General features: G+C 42.8%; 21 protein-coding genes, 1 tRNA gene and 3 pseudogenes. 19 read left to right on the forward strand and 6 right to left on the reverse strand.

From position 1 onward, the window contains the following. Positions 1 to 126: 126 nt before the first annotated feature. Both QNH10_RS03900 and QNH10_RS03905 read left to right on the forward strand, forming a co-directional pair. Positions 127 to 645: an RNA polymerase sigma factor gene (locus QNH10_RS03900; protein ID WP_283733586.1), complete on the forward strand. Its 519-nt coding sequence runs from the start codon at positions 127 to 129 to the stop codon at positions 643 to 645. Further along, on the forward strand, positions 638 to 1,945 hold the full coding sequence (locus tag QNH10_RS03905) for a DUF4179 domain-containing protein (RefSeq protein WP_283733587.1): 1,308 nt from the start codon (positions 638 to 640) through the stop codon (positions 1,943 to 1,945). The genes QNH10_RS03900 and QNH10_RS03905 overlap by 8 nt, the downstream gene beginning before the upstream one ends. A 178-nt stretch (positions 1,946 to 2,123) precedes the next feature. Here QNH10_RS03905 and QNH10_RS03910 read toward each other — a convergent pair whose 3' ends face one another. Beyond that, positions 2,124 to 3,032: an NAD(P)/FAD-dependent oxidoreductase gene (locus tag QNH10_RS03910; protein WP_283733588.1), complete on the reverse strand. Its 909-nt coding sequence runs from the start codon at positions 3,030 to 3,032 to the stop codon at positions 2,124 to 2,126. A 127-nt stretch (positions 3,033 to 3,159) separates the two neighbouring features. Between QNH10_RS03910 and QNH10_RS03915 the strand changes: the two genes are divergently transcribed. Then, entirely contained in the window at positions 3,160 to 3,309 is a 150-nt protein-coding gene (locus QNH10_RS03915) for a hypothetical protein (RefSeq protein ID WP_283733589.1), read from the forward strand. 71 nt (positions 3,310 to 3,380) lie between these two features. Here the strand turns inward: QNH10_RS03915 and QNH10_RS03920 are convergent, their stop codons facing one another. Together QNH10_RS03920 and QNH10_RS03925 are read right to left on the reverse strand one after the other, a co-directional pair. Continuing rightward, positions 3,381 to 3,935 carry a GNAT family N-acetyltransferase gene (locus QNH10_RS03920; protein ID WP_283733590.1) on the reverse strand — a complete coding sequence of 185 codons (555 nt, stop codon included), beginning with the start codon at positions 3,933 to 3,935 and terminating at the stop codon, positions 3,381 to 3,383. Between the two features lie 59 nt (positions 3,936 to 3,994). Then, positions 3,995 to 5,245, reverse strand: coding sequence for a hypothetical protein (locus tag QNH10_RS03925; RefSeq protein WP_283733591.1), 1,251 nt, complete (start codon positions 5,243 to 5,245; stop codon positions 3,995 to 3,997). A gap of 148 nt (positions 5,246 to 5,393) precedes the next feature. Between QNH10_RS03925 and QNH10_RS03930 the strand changes: the two genes are divergently transcribed. Continuing rightward, positions 5,394 to 5,552, forward strand: a complete 159-nt coding sequence (locus QNH10_RS03930; RefSeq protein WP_283733592.1) for a hypothetical protein — start codon at positions 5,394 to 5,396, stop codon at positions 5,550 to 5,552. 182 nt (positions 5,553 to 5,734) lie between these two features. Here QNH10_RS03930 and QNH10_RS03935 read toward each other — a convergent pair whose 3' ends face one another. Then, complete coding sequence (locus QNH10_RS03935) at positions 5,735 to 6,847, reverse strand: RNA-guided endonuclease TnpB family protein (protein ID WP_283733593.1); 1,113 nt, start codon at positions 6,845 to 6,847, stop codon at positions 5,735 to 5,737. A gap of 228 nt (positions 6,848 to 7,075) precedes the next feature. On the opposite strand from QNH10_RS03935, the gene QNH10_RS03940 reads away from it, so the two are divergent. From QNH10_RS03940 to QNH10_RS03950, 3 genes and pseudogenes are all read left to right on the forward strand, one after another. Next, complete coding sequence (locus QNH10_RS03940) at positions 7,076 to 7,918, forward strand: carbon-nitrogen hydrolase family protein (RefSeq protein ID WP_283733594.1); 843 nt, start codon at positions 7,076 to 7,078, stop codon at positions 7,916 to 7,918. A 54-nt stretch (positions 7,919 to 7,972) separates the two neighbouring features. Further along, complete coding sequence (locus QNH10_RS03945; protein ID WP_283734563.1) at positions 7,973 to 8,626, forward strand: GNAT family N-acetyltransferase; 654 nt, start codon at positions 7,973 to 7,975, stop codon at positions 8,624 to 8,626. A gap of 15 nt (positions 8,627 to 8,641) precedes the next feature. Continuing rightward, a pseudogene (locus QNH10_RS03950) lies at positions 8,642 to 9,312 on the forward strand (GNAT family N-acetyltransferase). 250 nt (positions 9,313 to 9,562) lie between these two features. Here QNH10_RS03950 and pgeF read toward each other — a convergent pair. Then, a complete protein-coding gene (gene pgeF / locus QNH10_RS03955) occupies positions 9,563 to 10,330 on the reverse strand; it encodes a peptidoglycan editing factor PgeF (protein ID WP_283733595.1) in 768 nt (255 codons plus the stop codon). A 158-nt stretch (positions 10,331 to 10,488) separates the two neighbouring features. On the opposite strand from pgeF, the gene QNH10_RS03960 reads away from it, so the two are divergent. From QNH10_RS03960 to QNH10_RS03995, 8 genes and pseudogenes are all read left to right on the forward strand, one after another. Next, a tRNA-Asn gene (locus QNH10_RS03960) sits at positions 10,489 to 10,560 on the forward strand. Positions 10,561 to 10,607: 47 nt separating this feature from the next. Continuing rightward, positions 10,608 to 12,299, forward strand: a complete 1,692-nt coding sequence (locus tag QNH10_RS03965) for a ribonuclease J (RefSeq protein WP_381428272.1) — start codon at positions 10,608 to 10,610, stop codon at positions 12,297 to 12,299. 96 nt (positions 12,300 to 12,395) lie between these two features. Then, positions 12,396 to 12,919: pseudogene (locus QNH10_RS03970) on the forward strand (RNA polymerase sigma factor). Continuing rightward, positions 12,912 to 13,208: a DUF4179 domain-containing protein gene (locus QNH10_RS03975; protein ID WP_283733596.1), complete on the forward strand. Its 297-nt coding sequence runs from the start codon at positions 12,912 to 12,914 to the stop codon at positions 13,206 to 13,208. Before QNH10_RS03970 ends, QNH10_RS03975 begins: the two are co-directional and overlap by 8 nt. Before the next feature lie 2 nt (positions 13,209 to 13,210). Then, positions 13,211 to 14,203 carry a DUF5643 domain-containing protein gene (locus tag QNH10_RS03980; protein WP_283733597.1) on the forward strand — a complete coding sequence of 331 codons (993 nt, stop codon included), beginning with the start codon at positions 13,211 to 13,213 and terminating at the stop codon, positions 14,201 to 14,203. A gap of 24 nt (positions 14,204 to 14,227) precedes the next feature. Then, positions 14,228 to 15,004, forward strand: coding sequence for a 3-hydroxybutyrate dehydrogenase (locus tag QNH10_RS03985; protein WP_283733598.1), 777 nt, complete (start codon positions 14,228 to 14,230; stop codon positions 15,002 to 15,004). A 67-nt stretch (positions 15,005 to 15,071) separates the two neighbouring features. Next, a complete protein-coding gene (locus tag QNH10_RS03990) occupies positions 15,072 to 15,233 on the forward strand; it encodes a YfhE family protein (protein WP_283733599.1) in 162 nt (53 codons plus the stop codon). A 385-nt stretch (positions 15,234 to 15,618) separates the two neighbouring features. Beyond that, the gene (locus QNH10_RS03995; RefSeq protein WP_347177983.1) at positions 15,619 to 16,578 is read left to right on the forward strand and encodes an alpha/beta hydrolase; all 960 of its coding nucleotides are present in this window, start codon (positions 15,619 to 15,621) and stop codon (positions 16,576 to 16,578) included. A gap of 232 nt (positions 16,579 to 16,810) precedes the next feature. Here QNH10_RS03995 and QNH10_RS04000 read toward each other — a convergent pair whose 3' ends face one another. Beyond that, entirely contained in the window at positions 16,811 to 17,002 is a 192-nt protein-coding gene (locus QNH10_RS04000) for a gamma-type small acid-soluble spore protein (protein WP_283733601.1), read from the reverse strand. A gap of 120 nt (positions 17,003 to 17,122) precedes the next feature. On the opposite strand from QNH10_RS04000, the gene QNH10_RS04005 reads away from it, so the two are divergent. From QNH10_RS04005 to QNH10_RS04020, 4 genes and pseudogenes are all read left to right on the forward strand, one after another. Continuing rightward, positions 17,123 to 17,674 carry a histidine phosphatase family protein gene (locus QNH10_RS04005; protein WP_283733602.1) on the forward strand — a complete coding sequence of 184 codons (552 nt, stop codon included), beginning with the start codon at positions 17,123 to 17,125 and terminating at the stop codon, positions 17,672 to 17,674. A 12-nt stretch (positions 17,675 to 17,686) separates the two neighbouring features. After that, positions 17,687 to 17,926 carry a hypothetical protein gene (locus QNH10_RS04010; RefSeq protein WP_283733603.1) on the forward strand — a complete coding sequence of 80 codons (240 nt, stop codon included), beginning with the start codon at positions 17,687 to 17,689 and terminating at the stop codon, positions 17,924 to 17,926. An 83-nt stretch (positions 17,927 to 18,009) separates the two neighbouring features. Beyond that, positions 18,010 to 19,200, forward strand: a complete 1,191-nt coding sequence (locus QNH10_RS04015; RefSeq protein WP_283733604.1) for a DUF3238 domain-containing protein — start codon at positions 18,010 to 18,012, stop codon at positions 19,198 to 19,200. 108 nt (positions 19,201 to 19,308) lie between these two features. After that, a pseudogene (locus QNH10_RS04020) lies at positions 19,309 to 19,919 on the forward strand (alpha/beta hydrolase). The last annotated feature ends 131 nt before the right edge of the window (positions 19,920 to 20,050 follow it).

Genomic DNA, 20,050 nt, shown 5'->3' on the forward strand with positions numbered 1-20,050 from the left:
GAATACGTGATTATATTTCCAAAACGGGACTTTCTGCTTAAACTAAAATACATAAATGCAAAAATAAAATGAACCTTTTCCGGTTTCCGCTGTCTAATGTATAGGAAGGGCGAGTGAGGTGGGGAAATGAACGAGAGAGAGATAAGTGAAAAAGCGATTGGCGGGGACGACGAAGCCTTTCTTTCACTAATGCAAATTCATAAAGAAGCACTATTACGAACAGCAATCGCCTTCTTGAAAAATGAACAGGATTCATTGGAGGCGCTACAGGAAGTAACCTATCGAGCGTATAAAAAGATTCATACTGTCAGGGAACCAGCTTATGTAAAGACATGGCTCATCCGAATTATGATGAACTATTGCCAAGATCAGTTGAAGCGAGGAAAACGCTATGTCATGACTGACAAAGTGGACGAAACGACCGGCAAAGAAGATGACTATCGATTGGAATTGGCTGAAGCACTTGCCACATTGAAACCAGATGAACAGCAATTGATTTATCTGAAATACTTTCAAGACGTGAAGATAAAAGAGATTGCGGAAATTTCGAGTATACCGGAAGGCACTGTCAAATCGAGACTGCATAAAATTTTGAGGTCGCTTCGAGCCCACTTCGGGGATAAAGGAGGAATGGATCATGTATGAGAAGGAAGAAGAAAAACTGTTGGAGATGAAAGAGCAGTTGGAGAAGATCCAACTTCCTTTAGACGAAGCGGACGAGGCGATTCGGCAAGGATTTGACCGGGCGAAGCGTGAAAAGATCAAGGCAAGGAAAAAACGGACCCGGGTTTGGTCATTGGTTGCCGCGGCATTTCTATTTGCCACCTTTGTTACGTCTATCCGCGTGTCACCGGCATTTGCAAACGCGGTGGCGTCAATACCGGGCATGGAGAAGTTTGTGGATTTAATTCAGTATGATAAAGGCCTGGAAGCCATTTTTAAAAATGATTATTATCAAAAGGTAGATTCATTCCAAACGATAAATGGGCTGACGTTGACGATAGACGGTGCAATTTTGGATGAAACGGGTATGAATATTTATTACACATTCAAATCAATAGATAGATTGGAGTCACTTTCTATCAAGACTGTTGACTTAAAGCATGAAGAGGGGATTCCAGCAAGCGGCATTTCTTACGGAGGTATAGACGTTGATAATAATCCGAAGGAAGTAGCCAATCGGGTTACATACCATTTTGAAAATCCGGTGCAATTTAAGAATCTATCCTTCATTTTGGATATGGATGTTACATTCCAAGGGGAAGATATTTCGTTTTCATTGCCATTCGAATTACGGGAGAACGTAAAACCGGGGAGGACTTTCGTATTGAATGAAGAAATCGAGATTGAATCTCAAAAATTAACGATCAAGGAAATCACCATTTATCCTTTACGTGTAGCTGTAAAAGTTGCCTTTGATGAAGCCAATACGAAGAAGATCCTTAAATTTGAAGATATGCGATTAGAGGATGAAAAAGGCGAGGTGTGGGGCTCCATCATGAACGGCGTGACGGCAATGGGCAGTGAAACTTATTTTCTACAAAGCAATTACTTTGAGCAACCCAAAAAGCTCTACCTCCGTATCAATAAAATGCAGGCGTTGGATAAGGATGAAGCAACATTGCTTGTAGACACGGAAAAAGGCCAAATATTAGATGGTCCGAAAGATGGAAAGTTGCAGATTTTAAGCGCATCGAAAGCGGGATTGCATATTATTATGCCGGACTCAGGAGGGGATCAATATCACTCTTACGACATCTTTTCGACAGGCATAGATGCAAATGGTAAAGAAATATATATTTCATCAACGGGTATGTATATGGAAGAAGAAATCAGGCATTGGGATATGACGTTTGAAACAACTGATTATACCAACCCACTTCGCTTTGACCTAACGAATTACCCGAATTATATTACAGGTAATGTAAAAGTGGAAGTGAAATAGGTGGAAAAAGCGCTTGTCCGGAGGAGTGGACAGCGCTTTTTCTGTGGTTTGTATGATTCAAAAGTCCCGGTACGAGCAAAACTATGCTGAACTCGAGCATAACACCTCCGAACTCGAGCATAACTATGCCTAACTCGAGCAAAACCACATCAAACTCGAGCAAAACTCGACTCTATTTCTACAATGAGCCATCAAAAAATTCATTCGTCAAGTCGCCGTTTACTCCGATGGCAGCTGCACTCCCGGAACCGGCTGCGATAATGAGTTGGGAGGGGACAATATTCGCTGCATCCCCGGCGGCGTAGACATTCCAAACATTTGTCCTACCATATTCATCAGTTTTAATGCCGCCGTATTCATTCAGGTCACAACCAAGCTCCTCCGCGAAATTGTTGGGGTGGCTCCATAGGGGAGTGACGAATCCTCCGTATCGGTCAATAAGCGTGCCATCTTCGAGGCGAACGCTTCGAAGCTGTCCGTTTTCGCCTTCCAGCCCGGAGATAATGTCTTCATATACTTGAATTCCCTTGGCGAGCAATTGATCATGTTCTTCTAACTCAAGCCGACCCTCACCGTTCGTGAAAACTACCAAGTCCCGGCTCCATATGTACACTTCCTTCGCAAGCTTGAATACATTTTTATCCGCGATAACGGCAAGTGGTCGATCACGTAGCTCCCATCCATCGCAATAGGGGCAACTAAATATACTCGTTCCATAGAACTTCTCGATATTAGGGATGTTGGGTTGTTCGTCCTTTAATCCTGTTGCCAAAATGATTTTACTGCAGTGAAAGACCTCTTTTTCGGTTTTTAATTCAAAATGTGTTTTATCAAGCCGCCTGATGGAAACAACTTTTCCGCAGTTTATTTCCACGGATGGATATTTGGCAAGCTCTGAATGGGCCAGGCGTCTGAGTTCGGCTGGAGGGACGCCATCACGGGTGAGGAACCCATGAGCCATTCGTGTTGGCTTATTCCTTGGTTCATTACAATCGAAAAGAAGCACTTTTCGTCTCGCTCGTCCAAGTACAAGCGCCGCATTCAATCCAGCTGGCCCACCGCCAATAATCGCACATTCATAATTCATCAATGGTTCATCCTTTTTAGTTCAGTTTACCCTTCCGCATTAGATGTAAGCTTCATGTCTGAATAAATTAAGATTTTGGTTCATGTAAAGAATCGGTTGTAATATACTGACGTAGGGGGGATGAAATGTGAAGAACAAAGTGGTGGAGGGCGGTATTGGACTTGGAACTTGCTTGGCGGTCGTCATTTCCTGGAGTGTCCATAAATCGATACTCTGGGCTATATTCCATGGGATTCTTAGTTGGCTTTATGTTTTGTATTATGCATTTGTAAGATGAAAAAACAGCCTTATACTAAAAAAAACAAACGCTCAATTTGAGCGTTTGTTTTGGCGGAATATTTTCTGTCCTTATTGAACTAAAGAACGCTTTAGTTTCTTAATTAAACTTACTCGACTTATGTCATCCCAAATTGGACCACGCCGAACTTCTTGGTATCCGATTTTTTCATTTAACTCAATAACGTGATGACTATTTTCTTCTGTATGCGTATAAATTACATCAATTTCACGATGATAAGCCTCTTCTTCCAATTTGAGTTTTAGTTTAGTCGCTAAACCTAATCTGCGAAAACTCGGATGTACCCATAACTGAAATATTTCAATAAACCTTCCATCACTTTGAAATAGGTTACGGTCTAACTCGTTGAAAATTGTTTTCCAAGGATAAATGGTATCTCTATTTGCTACAGAAAACATTACCATTGCAATGGGTTCACTAAAAACCGAATCATCAATAATAAATGCACCTTTATCGGGTGAAATGAGAAATTGTTCTATTTTCTTACTGTGTTCCATTTTTTCTTGATCTGTTAGTTTTAGCCTATCTGAAACTGTGTATCCATCGTTTTTTAAGTCAATACGAATCAAAAAATCGAGGTCAGCTTGTGTCGCATTTCGAACCATTTGCCTCGTCTCCTCATCAACTGAACTAATATTATAATCATGCTGTTTTTTCTTTGTAATTATAGGTCACGGAGATCCAAGACTTCACCGGTTACAGCATCGACTGCCTGTTCGGAATCGATTAATCCACAGAGTACGTATTTCTTAAGCTCTTTGTCGTAGACATAGACGGGATCCAATGTAATGTAAGGAACCATCTTTTCAAAAGCTGTTTCGTGGTCGACTTTTGGTTCCGGTGCAGGTGTGAATGAATTGAATATGTCGAACATCCCTTTATTGTCAACCAAATTAATGACGGTCGCCGCATCCTTGTCGATAATCAGTACCATTTTCGGACGGAAAATAAAATTGTCGGGATTGTCTGCATAACAGATAGCTTCGATATGTGTCTGTGTTGGGCGAAGTTCCCTCAAAGTCCACTTTCCACTGTCTTCGGGGTACTCCATTCGCAATGCATCATGGACAAGTTTGACACAAGCATCAATCTTTTCATCGGTTAAAACGATATCTTCCACAGTATCCGAATTGAAAGCTTCATCAGCACTCACTTCTTTTGTGAAATTAAAGGATTGTCTCTCAATCTTGCCTTCCAATGGTTCATCCCATTCCATCAAATGATCCATTTCTAATGTCGTTCGATCATCCAACAAAAATGGAATGGTTCGTTTTCCGTCCGCTGTCACATAAACCTCATCAATTGCATAGACAGGGACAAATCTTTCCTCCGATTCAGAAGGGAATTTGACAAGGGTGAGATGTTCTTTGACAATCGGCTCGATTTCTTCGAGTGTTAAATTAAATTTTTGTTTTTCTATGAGCGCCCAATTTGGTGCTTCGCCATATGTGGAAAAAAGAAGCAACCTTCCATCGTTATCGAACTCGACGTTCAATTGGAAACTAGGTGAAAGTTTAACGCCGTCTTTTCTCGCAATGAACCGGAATCCGTTTTCACTTGCTTGTTCAGCAAAAAAATCATGCTTGTATGCCAAATTGGTTATTTTCTCCAACCAAGCCGCGGCTTCTTCAATCGTTTTAACCTTGAAAGGTTGGGCAGTTGAATAGGACCTTCCCATTGTGAAAATCGCACTTGTGAATCGTTCACTTTGGATGTCGAAATCAATGCTTGCCGTTCCATCCGGATTCATATCCTCTTCAACCGGTCCTTCAAAGTCGATAGGAAACCATTCCATATTCAAAATGAAATTAGGATTTTTCCGACTTTCAAAAAACGTATACCGTCCAAGGCGATACCGTTCAAGGCCAAAATCCATCCGCGCCTTATCGGCAATTGCTTTTATTCTTTTATCCATCGAATCGCTCCTTTGTAGAACGATGGTATCATATTTTGCCATCTATGCCATGTAATGAAACATCTGATTTTTAATACATGGCCAAGTTTGGTTTTGGATGACTACTATTTAGGGAATACTTTAAGTATCAACAAAAGGAGTGATCATCATGAAAAGCTATGCTGGCGATAAGGACGATAAACAGAATAATTCACGGGCAAAAGAACCATCGTCGATTGCGAATGACGCCGCAAAAAAAGCGGAGATGGAGATGGAATCGATTAAGGAAGAAGCGCGAAGCGAAATGAAAAGACAGCAAAAACCTTGATTTATATCTGAGATGCTTTCCAAACGGAAAGCATCTTTTTTATGCCTTTAAACCTCCACTATAGTGAACCTACCCACCACTTAACGCTTCGCGTTTGAAGTGGGGCTTCTCGACTTATCGTTGCTTCTGTTAGCCAACGAAAAATGACCGAGCTAACCCTCTTGGACCAAGAGTTTTTTTGTTTAGGACAAACCTATGATCAGCTTGCCTTCATTTTTGATGTTTATGGCGGCATTCCAATCCCGATCAGACACGAACCCGCACTCACAGGAGTATGTTCGTTCCGAAAGGGATAGGGCGGTCTTCACATTTCCGCAATCCGAACACATCTTAGACGATGGAAACCATTTATCGATTTTGAGGAAACGCTTGCCCTGATCTTTTAGTTTGTATTCAAGGAACGTGCTGAACATACCCCATCCGTTGTCGGCAACGCTTTTACCGAAACGCAGGGCTTGTGACATCTCTTTCATATTGAGGTCTTCGATGACAACACAGTCATATTGATTTGCCAGTCGCCAGGATTGTTTATGCAGAAAATCCCTTCGTTGGTTTGCCACTTTTTCGTGGAGTTTGGCAACCCTAATACGCTGTTTTTCCCATCGAGAAGAACCCTTTGTTTTCTTTGATAATATCCGTTGTTCTTTCGCCAGTTTCTCTTCTGCTCGTCGATAGAACTGTGGGTAATTGGCTTTCTTACCCTCTTCACTTTCGACAAACAGGCCGTCCATGGCAAAGTCTAATCCGACTACTTGCTTGATTTCTTTTTTCTTGGGCTTGTGTTCGTATTCTGTGAGTATGGAAATATGGTATTTCCCTGTGGAAGAACGGGAAATTGTGCATGACTTGATGACATGATGTGAAGGGATTTCGCGATGCTGTTTCATTCTAAGGGGTGTAAGTTTCGGTAGTTTGATGTGGGCATCCAGAATCTTGATGTTTCCGTTGACCATGTTTGTCGTGTAGGATTGCCTTGACTTACGATTCTTGAATTTCGGGTACTTAGTCTTGCCTGAGAAGAAATTGGAAAACGCTGTTTGCAGATTCAACTGGGCGTTAGCGAGTGCCAGGCTATCAACCTCCTTGAGCCACTCAAATTCATTCTTATATTTGGCGGGCGTCGGAAGCTTCTGTTTCTTCAGTAATGTCATGTTATCTTTGAGTTTTTCATAGGTTTCCTTGCGTTCCGCGAGCATTTTATTGTAGACAAATCGAACACATCCAAAAGTCTTGACCAAAAAGTCTTCTTGTTCCTTTGTCGGGTAGATTCGAAATTTGTATGCTTTATTTGCCACTCAAATCACCACATTTCAGAAGATTGGGAATACCTATTCCTATTATATCAATCAAAAGAGGTGTTGGCTATCGCCAACCAAAAGAAGTCTCCCTCTTACCGTTGGGCTTCACCCTTCACACGCTTGAAGAGGGAGACTTCTTTCGGAGAATTGTTAAAATAATGAATGACTTTACACCATACATATATTATGATGTTGCTTATTACGTGTAAATAGGGGGTTGATGTAATGAAACTTCGTGTTTCCGCTGTGCAATATCATTTGCATTCAATTTCGTCGTTTGACGAGTTTGCAATGCAATGTGAGCACTATATTCGCAATGCGCAAGAATATGATGCTGAGTTTGTTTTATTCCCGGAACTTTTCACGACGCAGCTGCTTTCCATTGGTGATGAAAACGGTAAGGCGTTGCCAATAGGGGCGCTGCCAAGCTTCACGAGCCAATATTTAGAGCTGTTTACGAGACTCGCAAAAGAAACGAAGATGCATATTATCGGCGGCACTCATGTAATAGAGCGTGAGGGGCGCCTTTATAATGTCGCGCATCTGTTCTTCCCGAATGGCACGGTGGAAGAGCAAGCGAAGTTGCATATCACTCCTTTCGAAATAGAAGGCTGGAATATGGCTGCGGGCGATGAGCTAAAAGTATTTGATACGGAAAAGGGACGGATTGCCATCCTGACATGCTATGACATCGAGTTTCCGGAAATCGTCCGGATGGTGAAAGCGGCTGGCGCGGATGTCATTTTCTGTCCTTCTTGCACAGATGATAGGCATGGGTTCCATCGTGTCAGGTATACGAGCCATGCGCGCGCCATCGAAAACCAAGTATATGTCGTGCTTACAGGAACGGTTGGTTCGTTGCAAACAGTCGATTTCATGCGTGCGAACTTCGGGCAAGCCGCTATCATCACACCGAATGACATTCCGTTCCCACCAAAAGGGGTGGCTGCGGAAGGCGAATTGAATGAAGATATGCTTGTCACCGCGGATTTGGATTTGAGCCTGTTATATGAAGTGCGGGAGAAAGGTTCTGTGACGACTTGGAGAGACCGTAGAACGGATCTATAACGGATTGGGGAGCAAAACCAGTCGGGAGCGAGAGCAGTGGCATATCACAGTGAGATGATGGTCCTTCACGGAGGGACATTCATTCCTGTCATTGTCCGCAATTACACGCACGCCGATTTCGACGCCATGATTGCACTGCAGGCGGAATGCTTTCCACCACCATTTCCGGAGGAGCTTTGGTGGAATGAACAGCAGCTTGAAAACCATGTCCGCCTTTTTCCGGAAGGTGCTATCTGTGTGGAATACAAAGGCAAAATTATAGGGTCGATGACGGGGTTGCGTGTGAATTTCAATCCGGACGAACCGAAACATAGATGGGAAGATGTGACGGATAATGGTTATATCCGGACGCATGAACCGGCTGGCGATACACTTTATATCGTCGATATTTGCATCAGTCCAGAATTCAGGAAAGCGGGTCTTGGCAAATTGATGATGCAGGCGATATACCAACTTGCGGTGAAGCTTGATGTGAAGCGTGTGCTTGGCGGCGGGCGAATGCCCGGTTACGGAAAGTTCGCTGGGGAAATGTCTGCTGAACAGTATGTGGAAAAGATCGTCCAGGGTTCTTTAAAGGATCCCGTCATTACATTCTTGCTTCGCTGTGGCCGCATGCCCGTCACGTTGATCGAAAACTATTTGGATGATGAAGAGTCGCATAACTATGCGTTATTAATGGAGTGGAAAAATCCGTTCCGTATGGATTGATAGGGGGATATAGAGATGGAATTTATTCGTGTGAACAATATTGAGGATCCGTTATTCGCGAAAATGCACAACTTGTTAGGTGAGATTTTTCCGCCTGAAGAGGTGTTGGAATTTGAATTGTGGAAAGAGCCTCTTGAAGATCCAAGTATCCGAGTCTTTGTTGCGGTGCATGAAGGGGAAGTCGTTGGGCGACGGAATATCGCTATTATCCTGACTGGAATATTGCGATGACGGATTTCACGATTATCGGGCAGTCGGGCCTTGGCATCGGTCGATTCCTGGCGAAAAAGCGCGAAGAAGATTTGCATCGATTGGCACAAGAAAATGGGAAGACGTTGTTCGGCATGTTCGCGGAAATTTATAACCCGTACGAGCGCGAAGACTTCGCATTCGGCGGTGTGATGGCGATGAATCCGTATGTGAGGCGGGAAGTACTTTCACATCTTGGCTACAAGCGTCTTGACTTCGCATACGTTCACCCATCGTGGAAAAATGATGGGGAAGCAGTGGAAGGCTTGGACTTCTGCTTCATGCCGACGGATGAGCAAGTCACGGAAATCCCGTCATATTGGATTGTCGCTTTCTTGTCTGATTATTATTCAGTCCTTCCAAATAAGCCGCAGCAATGGCTTGATATGGTGGACGGGTTGAAGCAGAAGGAAACAGTTGCGTTGCTTCCATTGTAATGGGAAAAACAGGTGAGGGAAATCATTTTCCTCACCTGTTTTTTATAGAATATGATTGAGCAGTCGCTCGTTTAATTCCAAATCCGCTCGTTTAATCTGGGAAGCGCTCGTTTAATTCCAAATCCGCTCGTTTATTCTGGAAAACGCTCGTTTAATTCCAAATCCGCTCGTTTATTTCTAAAAGCGCTCGTTTAATTCCAAATCCGCTCGTTTATTCCAGGAAGCGCTCGTTTATCCAACCACCGTTCGTTTACTCTATGGCTTTCCGCATCACAAAACTCAAATGCCTTCCCGCCTTCTTATCTTGGCGGTATGAAAAGCCATCCTCACTCAAATAGGTGCATGTTCGATCAGTTGTTATCCGATCTTTCGGAACGCCTGCCAACTCCAATTGTTTCTTCACAGTTTTCTGGTTGTCGATATGATACTTTCCTGTCTCGCTATTGAAATACATGAATTCATCCGCGTACCCAAGCGCTTTGAACCTCAAGTACACATCCTCATCCACTTCAAATTTCTCCTGGCTCAATGCCATGCCGATTTGCACGCGGAAATCCTCTAAATCGCATGCCTCAACAGTTTTTAAATGATTGAACAGCTTCGACGTAATTTCCTTGACGGTACCTTGCCAACCGGAATGGATCACGCCGATGAGACCATTCACTTCATTCCAAAACATTACTGGAACGCAATCCGCAGTGAAACTGCAGAGTACAATATTCGGTTCAAGTGTATAAAGCGCATCCGTATTTGGAATTGCGGTGGCTCCAATTTCCGCACCTCGTCCTTTATCGGCAACAGTTACCTTATGGAAATTCGCGCTATGCGTTTGACTTGCACAGACAAAATCTTGAGGTCCACAGCCCAATGAAACGGATAGCCGCTTTCGATTTTCTACTACTGATTCAGGATTAATGCAAGCGTGAAACGCCATATTGTTGAACTCCGAGGCTGATTTGTCTTTCAGTGTCGTTCCTGCAATGAATTTTTCATTGTCCATATAAAGTATTGTTTTCATATCATCACCTGTTCTTACTATACTCGATTATTTACTGGACAACCATGACAGTTGTTCTTGTTTTCGTCCCAAATACCGAATAAATTGATGATTGGAAAAACTGGATGAGCTGAATAATATTATTCGCATTGGTTACTATAAGTTCGTAATCGTTTTATTCCGAAATAGCTCAGTGGTAGAGCAATCGGCTGTTAACCGATCGGTCGTAGGTTCGAGTCCTACTTTCGGAGTTCAAAAAGCCTCTTCTTCGAAGGGGCTTTTCTGCAATTGTAGAAGAATGGAGGACTTGAAGTTGACTGCGACTAAAATGTTATCAGTTTTCGCTTTAGGTGGTATTAATGAGATTGGGAAAAATATGTATGTGCTTGAATACGGTGACGATCTTTTAGTCATTGACTGCGGTTCAAAGTTTCCTGATGAAAGCCTGTTAGGTGTGGATTTGATCATACAGGATATTTCATATTTACAGGAAAATAGAGATCGAATCCGAGCATTGCTTGTGACGCATGGCCATGAAGATCATATCGGCGGGATTCCCTATTTGTTGAAACAATTAAATATGCCCGTTTATGCAACAAGGTTGACGCTAGGTTTAATCGAGCTGAAATTGAAGGAACACGGGTTGCTGAGGGACACTGAACGCGTTTTAGTAGATAACGAATCCACGTTTGAATTCGGTGAAATCACCGTTTCCTTCTTCAAAACAAGTCATAGTATTCCCGACTGTTTGGGGATTGTATTTCAAACCCCGGAAGGGACCGTCGTGCATACGGGTGATTTCAAGTTCGACTTGACGCCGGTCGGCGGGGATTATGCGGACCTTCATAAGATGGCTGAAATCGGGAAGAATGGTGTCTTGCTGCTTTTATCCGAAAGCACAAACGCTGAACGCCCGGGCTTTTCGTTGTCGGAACGGATTGTCGGGGAGCATATTGAAGAAGCGTTTAGAAAGGCTGATCAAAAGATCTTCATCTCGACATTCGCTTCAAACGTCCACCGGCTTCAGCAAATCATCGATGCTGCCATTAAGACGAACCGGAAAATCGGACTGCTTGGGAGAAGCATGGTGAATGTCTTTTCTGTCGCGGAGGAATTAGGGTATTTGAAGATCCCTGAAGGCATGTTGATTGATGCGAATCAAATAAATGGAATGGATCCTGAACAAGTTGTTGTCATCTGTACAGGTAGCCAAGGTGAACCGATGGCCGCGCTTTCACGATTATCGACGGGAACGTATAGGCAAGCTTCCATTTTACCTGGAGATACAGTCATTTTTGCATCAAGCCCAATACCGGGGAATGAAAAAAGCGTCTCGCGCATCGTCGATAATTTATACCTTCTTGGAGCGAAAGTGATCTATGGATCTGGAAGTGCGTCAGGGATGCACGTTTCTGGACACGGTTTCCAGGAAGAATTAAAACTGATGCTTACATTGATGAAACCGAAGTATTTCATCCCCATTCATGGTGAATACCGTATGCTGCAACAACATCGCATATTGGCAGAATCCATCGGCGTTGAAGAAGAAAATATTTTTATTATCAACAACGGGGACGTCGTTGATATCGCGCAGTCTGTTGCGCGGCAAACAAGAAGTGTTCAAGCAGGACACGTCTTCGTCGATGGAATGGGCATCGGGGAAGTCGGAAAGATTATCTTGCGTGACCGGAAGCTTCTTGCTGAGGAAGGGATGCTTCTTATTATCATGACAATCAGCAAATCTGATGGCAAACTGATCATGAAACCTGATACGGTTTCTCGCGGGTTCATTTATGAGCGGGAAGCGGAGGATCTGTTCAGAGAACTTAATGAGTTGGTTGTCACGATTGTTGAAAAAACTGAAACGGAGCAACTGAGTAAAGGTAGAAAGAATGATCTGAAACACAATATTCGGAGATCCGTCGAAAAGCTCCTTTTTGCCCGAACGAAAAAACGACCGATGATTTTGCCGTTTATAATTGAAATTTGATTGGAAAAGCCACGAGAAATCGTGGTTTTTTTATTGGGGAAAATAAAAATGAACTTTTCTACGGTATGATGACTCTTATAGGGGAGAGGTGAGATTGTGAATGTCGTTCGATTAGTGAAGAAAGCGAAAAAGGGGAATAAAGAAGCATTGCTGGAGCTGATAATGGCGCAGCAGGATGACTATTACCGTCTCGCCCTAACGTACACGGGAAATCCGCATGACGCGATGGATGCGATGGAAGATATGATCGTCAGCCTATATGAAAAAATGCATCAGTTAAAAAAAGAAGATGCCTTTTATAGTTGGAGTAAAACCATCCTTGTGAACCGTTGCAAGCTGATGTTGAAGAAACAGGGGAAAGTCGTCTTGTTAGAGGAATGGAACAACATGAATCCTCCCATAACCCTCATGAGCAAAGGGAGCAGCAACTGGAAATACAAGACATGCTTGAGTTGGTAAATGATTATCAAAGGGAAGCGATCCAATTAAAGTATTTACATGACTTGGATTATGAAACGATCGCCGAGATTACGAATGTTTCCGTTGGGACCGCGAAGTCGAGGGTCTTTCAAGGGCTGAAGAAAATAAAAGAACAGTATAGGGGTGAATCCCATGAATGAGATTGAAAAGCGGCTCGCTGAAGAGAAGGAAAGGTTGGAAAGTGTTACTACTCCAGTGGAATTGGAAGGCCGGCTCAGGCAAGCGCTCGATGGTGTTCCCGTCAAAAAGAGACGAAAACCGATGTGGTTACTGGCGGCAGTGGCCCTATTATTCTTCAGTTTAGTCAGCTATAACTATAATGGTTTAGCATTCTACGGAAAGAAAATAATGGGGTTTGATGAACTTATGAGTAGCACACTTGCCGAATTGAATGAAGAAGGAATGGGTCAACTCATCGGGAAAGTGTAGCATTGGAAGACGGTACTGAATTGACGGTGGATGGCATAATGACAGATGCCAATCAGTTCATACTTTATTACACGCTTTCGAATACATCTGAAGATGAAGATATCCCTTTTGCGCGCATCAAAGGTTTTCTCACAGATTCGAATAGGGCACAAGGGGTATCCATATGGAATGAAGAAAAATCCGAAATAAAAGGGCAGATGTATTTCGAACCTGTCAGCCCTTTTGCGAAAAAACTGACGTTAGAATATACAAAGTGGACGGACTTTGATGGCGGAACATCAATAAGTTCTTCGATTACATTCCCGTATGACCCGAACAAAGCTATGCAGACAGAACTCAAACAGAAAATAAACAAAACAATAAAAGTCGACAAAGGGAAAATCAAGTTCAAGACAATTACCGCTACACCTACAGTGACGAAGATTACAGCGGTAGCAAAGGTGACGAATGCCAGCCGAGTCTTTAATCCTTACGGTGGAATCGAATTGTATGCAAATGGCAAACCCCTTGGCGAAGTGATCAGTGGTAGTTCGAGCTCTAAAGGAATCGGTTCTTTATTATACGACACAGACATTGAATTTAGCTTTGATTCCTTGCCAAAGAAGCTGGACTCCCTGGAGTTGGTGATTAATGAGATTGTCGGCTATACGACCGTTAATGAAGAAATTCCGCTTGACCCGCTAGATGGGCAGCCTCACCTTGTCAAAGAGAAAGAGATCTGGGTGAGAGATGTATCGATCACGGACGGTATGCTTGAGGTTAGAATAGCGACCGATGAAGATGTCATGTTAGACGGTGTCACAGTTATGGGGCAAGGGGGTTCATTCCCACTAAAGACGACCGTCAGACAAGACTATGAGGAGCTTGAAGATGGACGGATTGTGAAGGTGCGTACATTGCTATTTCCCACAGATGCAGTGCCTGAATCTATGATGATTAAAGGAATGCACCATATGAAACCAGTTGGCGAATTGATTGAAATTACTGTAAAATGAATTAAAACAAAAGGGGGCGTTTTCATGTTGAAGGGAAAAGTAGCATTAATAACAGGCGCAGCAAGCGGAATTGGGTTGGCAATTGCACGGGAGTTTGCGAAAGAAGGGGCCAAAGTCGTCATAAGCGATTTAAATAAAGAAGCGGCGGATACAGCAGTTGAGCAACTGATATCGCAAGGGTACGAAGCATTGGCAGTCGCTTGTGATGTAACGAAAGAAGAGGATATTGAAAAAAGTTTTGATGAAACGATTAATACCTTTGGACGTATCGATATATTGGTGAATAATGCTGGTTTGCAATATGTCTCTCCGCTTGAGGAATTCCCTACTGATAAATTTGAACTTCTTATAAAAGTGATGCTCACTGCACCTTTCATTGCAACGAAAAAAGCTTTTCCACTTATGAAAGAACAGCAATTCGGGCGGATCATCAATATGGCATCCATCAATGGGCTTATTGGATTTTCTGGGAAAGCTGCATACAACAGTGCGAAGCATGGTGTCATCGGGTTGACGAAAGTATCTGCACTTGAGGCGGCGCCTTTTGGAATTACAGTCAATGCATTATGTCCGGGTTACGTCGATACGCCACTCGTTCAAAAGCAGCTTGCCGATCTCTCCAAAACAAGAAATGTACCTTTGGAAAAGGTGTTTGAAGAAGTCATCTATCCACTTGTTCCTCAAAAAAGATTGTTATCCGTGCAAGAAATTGCGGACTATGCCGTATTTTTAGCAAGCGATAAAGCGAAGGGTGTAACAGGCCAGGCAATTGTATTGGATGGCGGCTATACGGCACAGTAATAGATATCGGATAAATTACAGCAATATGGGAAAACTGATTTGTAGATAGACGAAAGGAGATTTATCTATGAATCAAAAGAAAGAGCCTCATGAAACGCTGACTGTAAAAGATAATGGTTTATCTTCGACGCAAGAAGTGTTGTATGCAAAGGAATTTAAGAGTGCAGACAAAGCTGCGAAAGAAATAGGGAACCAAATAGGGAATAAAAAACAAGAAAAAGACCAATAATAAAAAGACCATGACAGATTGCATCCCCCTGCAATCGGTTGTGGTTTTTTTATGCCTTGCTTTACACAAAGACTGTGTTCGATTAATAAAACTCCAATTGCAATCATAAGATTAGTTGTATTTAGGCTCGCCAAAAGATAGGAATTGAACCGAGTCGGTGATAAAGTCGCTCAAGTCGGTGATAACAGGCTGAGAGTCGGTGATAAACTACCAAGAGTCGGTGATAAACACTGCAAAGTCGGTGATAACGCATTTCCCCCGGTTAAAAGCCGCCAATCCACCATTATTTAATTTATAAACTTTCATTTTCATCTATAATTTTATTTTATTTTCCTATATAATTAGATTGAGCATCATAATAGATATAAAAGTAAAGGAAATGAGCATGATTAAAATAAATTGGAAGAAATTATTGGTTCTTTTTGCAGCCGTCTTCCTGGTGATTCAAGTTGCTGGCAGTTTCTTTTTCTATGAATTGGCGATTAAGCGTGGCCCTAAGGAATTCTTGCAGGGGAATGCCGATTTGGAAGTGTCAGAGAAGTCAATGGATCTTTATCTGAATGGTGATTGGTTAAAGTGGGTAAAAGCGCAGAAGTTTGAAACTCTACATCTGACTTCGCGTGATGGATTGCAGCTAACAGGCTATTATTTACCCGCATCCAAACCAACGAATAAGCTTGTCGTTTTGACGCATGGCTATTTGGGTCACGCAAAACAAATGGGGCTGTTCGGTCAGTTTTATCATAATGAGTTAGACTATAATATCTTCATGCCAGATGCAAGAGGGCATGGGAAAAGTGAAGGAAATTATTACGGATTCGGCTGGCACGATCGCCTTGATGTGATAGATTGGACGAATCTGTTAGTACAAAAGTTAGGTCCGAAAACGGAAATTGCATACCACGGGCTATGGATGGGTGCTGCAACTGTACTAATGGCAAGCGGTGAGAAGGAGATCCCCCGTCAAGTGAAAGCGATTGTTGCGGATAGTCCATATCAATCTGTTTATCAACTATTCACGTATCAAATGAATCGGATGTTCCACTTGCCTGCTTTCCCGTTGTTGGATGGAACAAGTGCCTTAACGAAAATCAGGGCAGGTTATTCATTTAGAGAAGCAAGCGCGTTGAAAGAAGTGAAGAAAGCGTCCGTCCCGATCTTCTACATCCATGGGATGAGCGATTCATTCGTCCCGACGGAGATGGCGGAGGAATTATACGAAGAGACTTCGAGCGATGCTGAGATTTTCCTTGTACCTAATGCGAATCATGGCGAGGCTTATGCACTTTCCGGCGAGACGTATAAAGTGAAGGTCCATCATTTCCTTGACCGCTATTTAAAATGAAAAGCAGGTTCCCGTTTGACTGGGAACCTGCTATTTTTTTGGAAATTGATTTTCCGGACAAACTTATTGATCATTTCCCAACTGTTATCGATCATTTCCCAGCATATATCGATCATTTCAAAAGACTTATCGATCATTTCCCTTGATATATCGATCATTTCCCAATATATATGGTCATTTTAGGACCTTTGGCACGTATTGGTTTTGTCTGACAGAGCCCGGCAATGGCATATTATTTGTTATCCCGGTGAATCTGTCTCTTCACCTCTTCAGGATCTGTGTCGCTATATTGAGCGGTCCCTTTGCCGTTAGTATGGGCTATGATTGCCATTATCTCGTTATAGCTAAGTCCGGAGTTAGCATTTTGACGCTTCACTTCATCGATATCCGTCCCAGCTTCTGTAAGTTTTTTCGGTTCATTCATACTCTCCACCTCCTATGTTGCATTAGCATTCCACCAAATAAAGTTTTCATGTTATTATTATAACTATCTAAATGTTTCTTCTAATCCGACGGAGGGAAAATAGATTTGGAGGTGGGAAGAATGGAAAAGACTATTTATATTGTGCGGCATTGTTCGGCTGAAGGACAGGCAGCGAATGCGGGTTTGACTGCTGAAGGGATTATGCAGGCTGAAAAGTTGGCGGCATTTTTCAATGAAATCGATGTAGATCGAATTGTGACAAGTCCTTTCGTCAGAGCGAGAATGACAGCCGCGCCGATCGCTCAGTTGAAAGGGATTTATTATGAGGAAGATAGTAGGCTTGCGGAGCGAACGTTGAGCTCGCAATATCTTGAAGATTGGTTGGTGAAATTAGAGGAAACTTTCCTGGATGTCCATTTGAAGTTTGAAGGTGGGGAGTCAACAGAAGAGGCGATGGAACGTGCGCGAAAAGTGGTGGATGAACTACCGGTTGGTTCGAAGGTAGTTTTAGTGACACACGGAAATCTAATGTCCTTGCTGTTGAAAAGTTTTGATGACGGGATTGGGTTTGAGGAATGGCAGGCACTGACGAATCCTGATGTTTATTGTATTCAAGTAGGTAGGGCCGCAACAGTTATTGAACGGGTTTGGAAAGATGATGTTTTGATTTAGGGGGAGTGTAGATTGAGCACGACAAAAAGGGTTTACGGATTATCGATCTTTTTTTCGGTGTTGGCATTTTGGGTTTATTTCAAAGCGTTTCAATGGGTTTTCAATCAATTCTTTTCTTCGACGACAGTAACGGATATCATCTCTGTAATCATTGTTCTTATCGTTATCGTTCCAGTTTCGCTAATGACTGGTCGGAAAATAGCGGCGAAATTTGTAGAAAAGACCGAGGAAAAACCTGTTTCAGATGAATAAATCTGAAGCAGGTTTTTTCTTGGTTTTGAAGATGTTTAGACATCCATAAAATACCCCAACATAAAGGAAGGAGGCGATTCTGAATGCTTTTTGAAATAAGATCAGTGAGACACCAGCCAGACTTAATCTCATTCGCATGGAATGACGTTGGTGGATTTTACAATGTATATAAAGACGGCAAGCATCTCTATGAAGGGGATGCTGCAGAGTTCCAGGATGGGGATCTCGAAGACGGCAAGGTTTATCAATATTTAATTGAACGTGTCGAAAACAATCAAGTAGTAGATGTAATGGCTATGCAAACTTCCGCATTTGCGATGGAGAAAAATATCGAAAATCCTTTGCAGTCGCTTGTTGTGACAGCGATTGTCGCAAAGACGCAAATTGCGTTGTCATGGGAGGAGATCAACGATGTTGTCGGGTATGGCATTTACCGAAACGGTGAGTTCATTGGAATGGTGAATACGAACCGATTCATTGACCGTGATATTGATGTGGACCAATCATATGTGTATTTGATTCGTTCAAGGCGTCCAATCCATAAATCGGGCGAGCGTTTTGCATCAATGAAGTCGGCACTTTCCAATGTTTTTGGAGCACTGACTGCATCAAGATCCGAAACTGCAATTGAGACATTCACAACGGTTAAATTGATCGGAAAACCTAAAACGATTCTTCGACCGATGAATGAGCGAGAACAGGAGCCGGAATCCATCGATCAATGGAGGTTCCGCTATACAACATTCTTGGCTGACGAATGGGTAAGAAACCCGAATCCACTTTCGCCCAATCACTTTTTTAAAGGTGACGGACGTGGTTTTGATCCAACTGGGGAAGGGTTCCGAACCCGTGTAGATATTGAGCTCGCGTACGATGAAAAGGGAGAGCCGATGAGATTCACGAAAGAGGTGGGCCCTTCAATCGCATATGATCATTTGAAACGTTTCAGGGAGAAAGCAAAAGCATCCGCTGATGGTATTACAATGGAACGAACCGATCGTGGGAAAGGGGAAAGTGGCTTTATACTGACGCATTGCATTGGAAATCCTTTGGCCGCTGCCCCTTCAATTGACTACGAGGTGACTGCCGATTTTAATAGGGAGGGCACTTTCGATATGTCAGGCTACTTCGACCCGGCGCCTCACCATGAAATCTATTTAATAAAAGGACGAGGCGATAGATGGCGCTCCATCCTGCAAGTTGAAAGCAGGGGGCTCGCCTTCATGTCAGACGCAATCGCTTATCATTATTGGCGCTGTACGAACTTTGAGTGACTGGAAGTTTTGACAACGGAATAATACCTTGTTATAATTATCTCGAATTCAAGATAAAATTCAGCGGGATGTTTTGTACATCCGGTTTACAATAAAGGGGGATTTACAATGAAGCATATTTTCAAGCAAGGGATTAATAAATCAAAGCCGACTCTACTTTTATTACATGGGACTGGTGGACGGAACAGGATTTGATACCGCTTGCGGGGATGATTGACCCGGAAGCCTCTGTATTAAGTGTGCGAGGTAATGTGTCGGAAAATGGGATGCCACGCTTTTTCCGCCGTCTTACTGAAGGTGTATTTGACGAGGAGGATCTAATCTTCAGAACGAATGAATTGCATGCATTCTTAGATGAAGCAGCTCTTGAGCATGGATTCGACAGGTCGAATATTGTCGCAATCGGTTACTCGAACGGTGCGAATATCGCGGGAAGTTTATTGTTCCATTATGCGGATTCATTGAAGGGTGCAATTTTACATCATCCAATGGTGCCGAGACGCGGAATTGAATTGCCTAAATTGAACGGGGTTCCCGTGTTCATCGCAGCAGGGAAGAATGATCCGATTTGTCCAGCACAGGAGACGATTGATTTGGATGAATTGCTTGTTGGTGCGGGTGCGAGGACGGAAGTTCATTGGGAGATGAATGGCCATTCGTTGACAAGGACAGAAGTGGACGCAGCTGCGGAATGGTATTCAAGAACATTTACTGAGTAAGTAATTCGTAGGTGCGCATAAATTGCACCAGACGCGCATAAAACGCGTTAGACACGCATAAAACGAAAATTTTACGCATAAAACATACTTAAAGACGCATAAATATTTATTATGCGTCTTTAAAGGGATTT

This window comes from Sporosarcina thermotolerans (genome assembly GCF_030067815.1).
In the GTDB taxonomy this organism is placed as follows: Bacteria; Bacillota; Bacilli; order Bacillales_A; family Planococcaceae; genus Sporosarcina; species Sporosarcina thermotolerans.

Bases quoted from the DNA above. Each gene is read 5' to 3' on its own strand.
- QNH10_RS03995 (WP_347177983.1), top strand. From the start codon at position 15,619: ATGATTAAAATAAATTGGAAGAAATTATTGGTTCTTTTTGCAGCCGTC.
- QNH10_RS04015 (WP_283733604.1), top strand. From the start codon at position 18,010: ATGCTTTTTGAAATAAGATCAGTGAGACACCAGCCAGACTTAATCTCA.
- QNH10_RS03925 (WP_283733591.1), bottom strand. From the start codon at position 5,245: ATGGATAAAAGAATAAAAGCAATTGCCGATAAGGCGCGGATGGATTTT.
- QNH10_RS04000 (WP_283733601.1), bottom strand. From the start codon at position 17,002: ATGAATGAACCGAAAAAACTTACAGAAGCTGGGACGGATATCGATGAA.
- QNH10_RS03965 (WP_381428272.1), top strand. From the start codon at position 10,608: ATGGAGGACTTGAAGTTGACTGCGACTAAAATGTTATCAGTTTTCGCT.
- QNH10_RS03905 (WP_283733587.1), top strand. From the start codon at position 638: ATGTATGAGAAGGAAGAAGAAAAACTGTTGGAGATGAAAGAGCAGTTG.
- QNH10_RS03990 (WP_283733599.1), top strand. From the start codon at position 15,072: ATGAATCAAAAGAAAGAGCCTCATGAAACGCTGACTGTAAAAGATAAT.
- QNH10_RS03920 (WP_283733590.1), bottom strand. From the start codon at position 3,935: ATGGTTCGAAATGCGACACAAGCTGACCTCGATTTTTTGATTCGTATT.
- QNH10_RS03910 (WP_283733588.1), bottom strand. From the start codon at position 3,032: ATGAATTATGAATGTGCGATTATTGGCGGTGGGCCAGCTGGATTGAAT.
- QNH10_RS03940 (WP_283733594.1), top strand. From the start codon at position 7,076: ATGAAACTTCGTGTTTCCGCTGTGCAATATCATTTGCATTCAATTTCG.
- pgeF (WP_283733595.1), bottom strand. From the start codon at position 10,330: ATGAAAACAATACTTTATATGGACAATGAAAAATTCATTGCAGGAACG.
- QNH10_RS03945 (WP_283734563.1), top strand. From the start codon at position 7,973: ATGATGGTCCTTCACGGAGGGACATTCATTCCTGTCATTGTCCGCAAT.
- QNH10_RS04005 (WP_283733602.1), top strand. From the start codon at position 17,123: ATGGAAAAGACTATTTATATTGTGCGGCATTGTTCGGCTGAAGGACAG.
- QNH10_RS03985 (WP_283733598.1), top strand. From the start codon at position 14,228: ATGTTGAAGGGAAAAGTAGCATTAATAACAGGCGCAGCAAGCGGAATT.
- QNH10_RS03930 (WP_283733592.1), top strand. From the start codon at position 5,394: ATGAAAAGCTATGCTGGCGATAAGGACGATAAACAGAATAATTCACGG.
- QNH10_RS03975 (WP_283733596.1), top strand. From the start codon at position 12,912: ATGAATGAGATTGAAAAGCGGCTCGCTGAAGAGAAGGAAAGGTTGGAA.
- QNH10_RS03900 (WP_283733586.1), top strand. From the start codon at position 127: ATGAACGAGAGAGAGATAAGTGAAAAAGCGATTGGCGGGGACGACGAA.